Below are 2438 nucleotides of genomic sequence, written 5' to 3' on the forward strand. Positions count from 1 at the left end.
TCAGTCATTCGTTTGCTCATATCAAAACTCCTTATGGGTATTTTATAAGAAATTCTACGTTTGAGCTGTGTTATTTTAGGGGATAGTTACACAATCAGCAAGAAATTATGCAAGCAGTTACTGACTTCCAAAGTGGTAAATTTGGTGAAGGGGCTTAATGATTAGCCTAGTTTGTTAAATACTCTATTGAATGTTAAAGCCCGTATTATTTGTTAATATGGGCTTTTTTGTGGGAAAATTGCTGCTTTGGCTGTTTGTGGAGTCCTCATATACTCTAACTATAACATTATGACTGAGCAGCTCCGTAGGGTATTTAGACCAGTAGGCGAGCAATTTTGGTTTGATTTTAAGAGATTGCGGTTATGAGCTAGATAATAAATTTAAGTTATGAGTCTTTAATCTATCCGGTTATAGTTTGCTTGATTCACCCGAAGTTCATTTTCTTTAGGTTCTACACCATTCTCAATAATATTAATTTTGATAATATATTTTGGTAAACCAAATTTATCTAAGAAACCTGTAGCAACTTTTTTAGATGTTTCATCAAACTCTAAATCCAAACCATTAAAGTAACGCTTCGCAAGCTGTAATGAAAATGGTGTACCATAGCGATAAAGCAATGTATCTTTACCACCTGTTTCTAGAGCTAAGTTAAGAGGTACACATACAGCTCTAGTTACCGCAGAAAATGAGATTTGAGAACCTCTATGATAAGGGTATTGCCTTAACGCTTCTTGATACGAAGAACCTAACACAAAGTTTGTAATTTCTTCATAATCATAAAGCAAGTACTGAGAACGAGGAGCGTTCTTCAATATTTTTTTAGCTTGGGGTATTTTCATTGCACTGAAGGATGCTTTTCTCCAGTCACGCTTTTTTGCTTCAAGAAATGCAGCTCCATGAAGATCAGTGCCGTCTTTATAATTAATATTTATAACTAGAGCAATGTCGCCAAAATTATTCTCAAAGTTCCCCTTTAATTTATATATTTGCCAGTCTATTTTGTTCTTTCTATCGTTACTAGTAAAATACATGCCATCTAGTTCACGTCTCAAGTCAGAAAGTAATTTTAGAGTAATGAAGTCTTCATTCCATTCGTGACCTGTTATTTCGCTAATAGAGTTTCGAATAGTGTTCTCTATTCGGCCTGTAAATTCATCTAAACTGGATTCCATTTGATGTCTCTACTTAAAGTATGATACAGAGTAAACTGTATTTTAATTAGTATTTAATTCTGTATTATATGAATAAACTATACGCAAAGCAGATTAGTATCTGATTAATTAGCTATCACACGCAGTTGGTCTTAGATCAATTTGTTCATATCAATGCTGTAGCCAGACTGTTTCATTTCTTTAGCTAGTTGCAACTGCCATGCAGAGGATTCATCTAACGAAATATAAACTACACCACTAATGTCATTTGGCAGTTCTAGCTTACCATCTACTAAAGCACAAACATTTTCTCGTCCAAGTTTACCAATAAGTAAACCGTGCTCAAAAACTACATTTTGTCGTGCTCGAACATTTAAGTTTCCAGCATCTGTTTTTACATTACCAACATCATCAGGTGTATATAAAACTATCGCGAATCCAGTATCGGAATAATGCTCTATTTTCTCAATAATTGTTCTTCCTGAGCTTGCCTTTTCGTGAAGAATAATTGCTTCGAATCCTAATCTTTCTACGAATCTAGCAGCTTTGTTTTGCGCGCCCTCATCATGACCATGGACTATAAACACTCTATTTGGTTTGGCATCTCTAGACTCTTGCCTGACAGATCGTGTAGCTACAAGCTCTTTCTTATAGCCTACTGCACCTTCAATAAAATCATCAGTGACGTTTGTTGCCCGTCCAATAGCCTGATAGGTATCAGATGGACCACCGATTATAACCATTGATGAGTTTTGATTCTCTGCTCTGATTTGAGGAATAAAAGATTCAATTGTTTTTTCACTTTTAGCAATAGTTATCCTCTCAAGATCATCAGGCTGAACAGTCTTTCCATTAATGACAATTGGTTTTCCTTGCTCATAAGGTTCAACAAACCTTGAAATTAATTGTTCTTTAGTAAGATCTGTTTTGTACTCACCGTAATGTGTATCTGATTTTGGTTTTACTTTTACATGGTAATACATTTTGATTCCTTATAAAGACTAACAATTTACTATCCTGTAAATCTAGCATTAATACGACAGACCAACAATCTAAATATAATAATAGAAAATGAAGAAAGAAATTGATTAAATCATCTATAAATATAGTCCTAAAACATTAAAGAACTATAAACAAAAATCCCGACCATAAAAAAAGCCCCCTTCTACTTTCGCAGAAGGGGGCTTTTGGAATAAGGAGCTGACGATGACCTACTCTCACATGGGCGAACCACACTACCATTGGCGCAACGATGTTTCACTTCTGAGTTCGGGAAGGGATCAG

The 2438-nt window shown here is 35.0% G+C and carries 2 protein-coding genes and 1 rRNA gene; all 3 read right to left on the reverse strand.

Annotated elements, in window-relative coordinates; all coding sequences use genetic code 11:
- Positions 1-395 precede the first annotated feature (395 nt).
- Entirely contained in the window at positions 396-1175 is a 780-nt protein-coding gene (locus BLR43_RS13375) for a hypothetical protein (protein ID WP_071002859.1), read from the reverse strand.
- Positions 1176-1306: 131 nt separating this feature from the next.
- Positions 1307-2137, reverse strand: coding sequence for a TIR domain-containing protein (locus BLR43_RS13380; protein ID WP_071002858.1), 831 nt, complete (start codon positions 2135-2137; stop codon positions 1307-1309).
- Positions 2138-2352: 215 nt separating this feature from the next.
- Positions 2353-2438: ribosomal RNA gene (rrf, locus tag BLR43_RS13385) — 5S ribosomal RNA — on the reverse strand; the annotation flags it as partial.

The sequence above is a fragment of the Psychrobacter pacificensis genome, assembly GCF_900101915.1.
In the GTDB taxonomy this organism is placed as follows: Bacteria; Pseudomonadota; Gammaproteobacteria; order Pseudomonadales; family Moraxellaceae; genus Psychrobacter; species Psychrobacter pacificensis.

Bases quoted from the DNA above. Each gene is read 5' to 3' on its own strand.
- BLR43_RS13375 (WP_071002859.1), bottom strand. From the start codon at position 1,175: ATGGAATCCAGTTTAGATGAATTTACAGGCCGAATAGAGAACACTATT.
- BLR43_RS13380 (WP_071002858.1), bottom strand. From the start codon at position 2,137: ATGTATTACCATGTAAAAGTAAAACCAAAATCAGATACACATTACGGT.